The 5,089-nt window shown below is 57.3% G+C and carries 6 protein-coding genes and 1 rRNA gene; 6 read left to right on the forward strand and 1 reads right to left on the reverse strand.

The genetic code is table 11. The features are described from left to right. The first annotated feature begins 211 nt into the window (after positions 1-211). From QZY07_RS13105 to erpA, 4 genes are all read left to right on the forward strand, one after another. On the forward strand, positions 212-715 hold the full coding sequence (locus tag QZY07_RS13105) for a DUF5063 domain-containing protein (RefSeq protein WP_295403354.1): 504 nt from the start codon (positions 212-214) through the stop codon (positions 713-715). An 82-nt stretch (positions 716-797) separates the two neighbouring features. Further along, entirely contained in the window at positions 798-1,166 is a 369-nt protein-coding gene (locus tag QZY07_RS13110) for an iron-sulfur cluster assembly accessory protein (protein ID WP_295403357.1), read from the forward strand. A 197-nt stretch (positions 1,167-1,363) separates the two neighbouring features. After that, positions 1,364-2,392, forward strand: coding sequence for an N-acetyl-gamma-glutamyl-phosphate reductase (gene argC, locus QZY07_RS13115; protein ID WP_295403366.1), 1,029 nt, complete (start codon positions 1,364-1,366; stop codon positions 2,390-2,392). A gap of 71 nt (positions 2,393-2,463) precedes the next feature. Continuing rightward, positions 2,464-2,814, forward strand: coding sequence for an iron-sulfur cluster insertion protein ErpA (gene erpA / locus QZY07_RS13120; protein WP_363184183.1), 351 nt, complete (start codon positions 2,464-2,466; stop codon positions 2,812-2,814). A 26-nt stretch (positions 2,815-2,840) separates the two neighbouring features. On the opposite strand, the gene QZY07_RS13125 is transcribed toward erpA, so the two are convergent. Further along, complete coding sequence (locus tag QZY07_RS13125; RefSeq protein WP_295403359.1) at positions 2,841-3,041, reverse strand: hypothetical protein; 201 nt, start codon at positions 3,039-3,041, stop codon at positions 2,841-2,843. A 250-nt stretch (positions 3,042-3,291) separates the two neighbouring features. On the opposite strand from QZY07_RS13125, the gene tyrS reads away from it, so the two are divergent. Both tyrS and QZY07_RS13135 read left to right on the forward strand, forming a co-directional pair. Next, on the forward strand, positions 3,292-4,494 hold the full coding sequence (gene tyrS, locus QZY07_RS13130) for a tyrosine--tRNA ligase (protein ID WP_295403362.1): 1,203 nt from the start codon (positions 3,292-3,294) through the stop codon (positions 4,492-4,494). A gap of 459 nt (positions 4,495-4,953) precedes the next feature. After that, positions 4,954-5,089 (forward strand): 16S ribosomal RNA (locus QZY07_RS13135); the annotation flags it as partial.

Consider the following 5,089-nt stretch of genomic DNA (forward strand, 5'->3'; position numbering starts at 1 on the left):
AGGAGGACTTGCGTGCCAAGTTGCTGGCCTTCATCGCCTACTTCAATGCCACCATGGCCAAACCGTTCCGTTGGACGTATCAAGGGAAACCATTGATGGTCTAAGTGCCATTACAAACATTTGAGCGCCACTGTACTAGGATCTTTCCGAGTTTGTCTCGCTGCGTCTCGCATAGACGGATTTCTCGTCTACAATCGCAGGCATGGACGCAATGATTCAACAAACTCGGTTTGACGCCCCGCGCCTCTTTCATGACGTTGCGGCGCTCGCTCGACGCTACTGCGACATCATCGATCTGTCTGGAAGCGATTGGAAGCATTGGTTGCGCGACATTGCGAACCTGCTGCCCCGTTTGCAGGTCGCCGTCGTGTCGGTGAGTGGCGAAGGGCGCGAGGTCGACCCCATCGACCTCATGGATCTGGACGCCCGCTTCGAGTTGTTTGCCCATCTGCGCAGGCTCCTGGCCGACCGCGACAGCTACTGGTTGGAATTCGATTCTGGCAGCGAGGGGGCGGATGCCATGACGGGGAGTCTCGCCGATGATCTGACCGACATTTATTGCGAGTTGAAGCAGGGTTTGCTGTTGTATGAGCTGGATCCGGACGATGCCATGGCGCTGTGGTCGAGTGGATATGAGCGGCATTGGGGGCGACATCTGATCGATGCCGATCGACATTTGGCGATGCTCGGGGCGCAGGCGCGTCTCGACCGCTAACCTTGTCTTTTACGCTGGTATTATTCGTTGTCTTTCTGCTAACATCCCTCGCCAATTTGTACGCTATCCAGAGGTGATGCCCATGTCCGCAGTGATCAACGAGATGGAGCTGACGCTGACTCAGCCGGCTCAGACGAAGATGAGCGATTTGTTTCGGCAGGTCGATGGCAATGTCCAGGGTGTCCGTGTCTTTGCGACCGCTGGCGGTTGCAGCGGGATCAGTTTCGGCATGACCTTTACCGATGTCATCAATGACGACGACGGCGTTCTGGCGTTCGACGGCTTCAAGGTGATTGTCGATGACGGCACCCTTGAATATCTGCGTGGTGTCGAAATCGATTTCGTCGATCAGGACGACGGCAATGCAACCTTCGTCTTCAATAATCTTCCGCAGATGGGCGGGAGTTGCGGGAGTTGCGGATCCTCTTCTTCCGGTGGCGGTTGCTCCTGATTCGCGGCTTGTGGCTTCGCTCTTCCGCAAGGCCGGTTGATCAGCGCCAGGTTCTTGAGGCGGGATCGCGAACAGCGCGGACAGTCTATCGATAAAGCGGCTTCTGCCGCTTTTTGTTTTTGAGGAGATCGAGATGCTATCTAAACCAACCATCGGAATGCGCCGTGCCCGTTCAATCGACCAATAGCGCATCCGACCTGATTCGGATCGGAATCGTGGGCGGGACCGGCTACACGGGGGCCGAGCTGCTCCGCATCCTGGCGCGCCACCCGCGGGCATCGATTGCGGTCATTACGTCCAGGAGCGAATCGGGGCTGTCGGTCGCCGAGTTATTTCCGCATCTGCGTGGCCACATCGACCTGCGTTTTACCGAACCGGACAGCGGCGCGCTGTCTGACTGCGATCTGGTCTTCTTTGCCACGCCGAACGGGACTGCCATGCGGTCCGCCCCGGAACTCCTGGAGCGCGGCGTGCGGGTGATCGACCTGGCGGCGGATTTCCGACTGAAGGATCCCGCGGTTTGGGAGCAGTGGTACGGGATGCCTCATTACTGCCCGGAACTCCTGGCGGAGGCGGTCTACGGACTGCCGGAACTCAATCGGGGGGCTGTCCGGACGGCGCGTCTGGTCGCCAATCCAGGGTGTTATCCAACCGCGGTGACGCTGGGCTTTCTTCCCTTGCTGGAAGCGCGGGCGATCGATCCATCGTGGCTCATCGCGGATGCGAAATCCGGTGCCAGCGGTGCTGGCCGCAAGGCGGCCACGGGTCTGTTGATGGCTGAAATCGGCGAGAGCTTCAAGGCGTACTCGGTGACGGGTCATCGTCATGCGCCCGAGATTGCGCAGAATCTCGTGCAGTTCTCGGGCGTTGCGGTGAATTTGACCTTCGTGCCGCATCTGGTGCCCATGATCCGCGGGATCGAGGCGACCCTCTACGCGCGTCTCACGGATCCGGCGGTCGACCTTGAGCGTTTGTTCGCCGAGCGCTATGCCGGGGAGGCGTTCATCGATTTGATGCCGGGCGGCCATCCGGATACCCGTTCCGTGCGGGGGGCGAATCTCTGCCGGATCGCGGTCGCGCGCCAGGGAGACGCGGGAGTCGTGGTGGTACAGTCGGTGATCGACAATCTCGTCAAAGGGGCCGCGGGCCAAGCCGTTCAGAACATGAATCTGATGTTTGGCCTTGATGAGTCGATGGGATTGGAAGCGCTGGCCTTATTGCCTTGAGGCTTGAACAAGCGGCCGAGAAGACGCACTTCCGTTTAAATAAAATCTTCTTTTCGAGGATGACGTCTCCCATGAATGCAGAAGCAGTGCTCGACACCCCGCTGATCTTCACAACCTCCGCCGCCTCGAAGGTCGCTCAACTCATCGCGGAGGAAGGTAACTCAGGTTTGATGCTGCGCGTCTATATTCAAGGCGGTGGCTGTTCGGGTTTTCAGTATGGTTTTACCTTCGATGAGGAACTCCAGGAAGGGGATACCGAAATCGTCACCGATGGGGTCAAATTAGTGGTCGACCCAATGAGCATGCAATATCTGATGGGCGCGGAGATCGATTACACGGAAAGTCTGCAAGGTGCCCAATTCGTCATTCGCAATCCGAACGCAACCACGACCTGCGGCTGCGGTTCCTCGTTTTCCGCCTGATTGATCGACCGGAAAGCCGCTGGAGGCTAGCGGGCTTCGCTCGCGGTCCCAGCGGTAGGAGCTGTCGCTGAATCCGCCCTGTTTGGCGGGATTTTCAGCGGGATGGTTTGGCGATTCGCGTCGATTGCTGGCGCACTCTCACTCGTCGATGTTGCGAACCACTGATAGGCGGTATAGCCGGCGGCCGCCAGAACGCAGAGCCCCAGAATTTTCAGGATCGCCTTCATGGGGCTTCTTCGAGGTTTGCGAAGCGGCCATTCCTTCTGTTGAAATTTGTAGTCACGCATCATAAAAAACTGAAAAATCAATGAAAAACGATGTTTTCCTAAGTGTAGTCGGAAAACCTGTCGGGGAACAAGAGATCGACGGCCTCCGTTTTTTCTTCCCGCGCTTGTACGCGTTGGTCGATCATCGTACTCTCGCGCGCTTTGCCTGACCGGCACTCCCGACCAGACATGAGTCAAAGGAATCATCGTTATGGATTTACTCGAACGTTCGTTCGCGCTCATCCAGCGCGGTACCGAAGAAATCCTGCTCGAAGACACATTACGCAAAAAACTCGCGCAGAAGCGGCCTCTGCGGATTAAAGCGGGCTTCGATCCGACAGCGCCCGATCTCCATCTCGGCCATACGGTTCTGATCCAGAAGTTGCGCCAGTTTCAGGAACTCGGCCATGAAATCCTGTTTTTGATCGGCGATTTTACCGGGATGATTGGCGACCCAACGGGCAAGAGCGCGACGCGCAAGCCGCTGACGCGCGAGCAGATCCAGCAAAACGCGGAAACCTATCAGGAACAGGTCTTCCGCATCCTCGACCCAGACAAGACGCGGGTTGTTTTTAACTCGGAGTGGCTGGAGAAGCTCGGCGCCGCCGGCCTGGTCCAGCTTGCGGCGCAGCAGACGGTTGCCCGCATGCTGGAGCGAGACGATTTCTCGAAACGCTACAAATCGGGCCAGCCCATTGCCATCCACGAATTTCTCTACCCGCTCATTCAGGGGTATGACTCGGTGGCCTTGAAGGCCGATGTCGAATTGGGCGGCACGGATCAGAAATTCAATCTTTTGGTTGGGCGCCAGCTGCAAGCGATCTACGGTCAGGAGCCCCAAGTTGTCATTACGCTACCAATCCTGGAGGGATTGGATGGCGTGCAGAAAATGTCGAAGTCGCTTGGCAACTATATCGGGATCACGGATCCGCCCGATGAAATGTTCGGCAAACTCATGTCGGTTTCCGATGATCTGATGTGGCGTTATTTTGAACTGCTGAGTCGCCGCGAGATGTCGGAGATCCTCGCCTGGCAGTCCGCCGTGCGCGATGGTGCGAACCCGCGAGACATCAAGTTCGAGCTTGGGTTGGAACTGGTGACGCGGTTCCATGGCCCCGATCAGGCCAGACAGTCGCTGGATCATTTCATCGCCCGCTTTCAGCGTGGTGTCTTGCCCGATGATCTTCCGGAGATCAGCCTCGCGTGCGGCGAAGACGGCGTACTGGCGATTGCCAATCTACTGAAGGATGCAAATCTCGTGAAGAGCACCTCCGAGGCGATCCGCATGATTGGTCAAGGGGCGGTGCGTATTGATGGAGAGCGCATTGAGGATGCGCATTTGAGCTGCCCTGTCGGTAGCTGCCATGTTTTCCAGGTAGGGAAACGCAAATTTGCGAAGGTTCGACTGACCTAAGTGCGTGCTTGCGCGAGACCGTCAGGTTCGTTTTGACATCGGGGTCTTGCGGGCGGACTGAAGGGGGCTTCCCTGTTTCTGGCCAGCCGCACGCAAGCGCGGCTCCGACATGACGGATGAAGCCAAAAATTGATCGGTTTCCGGCTTATTCAAGTTGACACGTTCTTCTCTATTTCGCTAGAGTGTTCGGCTTGCTTAACGGAGTTCGGGAGCGGGAAGGAATCTGGGCGTTGGGGGGTTGACAAAGCCCTGAGGGAGCGTAGAATGGTCGGTCTTGGCAGTGCGGAAGTGTTGGACTTTCTTGCGGTGCCGCCAGTTCTTTAGCAATTTGTTCAGATGTTTTGTGAAGGGGCTTCGGCACGTTGTCGCAGGCCCTGAAGAGCAAGCGACGAAGCGTTTCCTTGTGGGAGCGGTTTTGTCGAACGTCATTACGCTGCCTTGTGCAGTGTTTGCAGTATTGAACTGAAGAGTTTGATCCTGGCTCAGATTGAACGCTGGCGGCATGCCTAACACATGCAAGTCGAACGCGAAAGGGCCTTGGCCTGAGTAGAGTGGCGGACGGGTGAGTAATGCGTGGGAATCTGCCTGGCAGTGG

This window comes from uncultured Thiocystis sp., assembly GCF_903866365.1.
Classification (GTDB): domain Bacteria; phylum Pseudomonadota; class Gammaproteobacteria; order Chromatiales; family Chromatiaceae; genus Chromatium.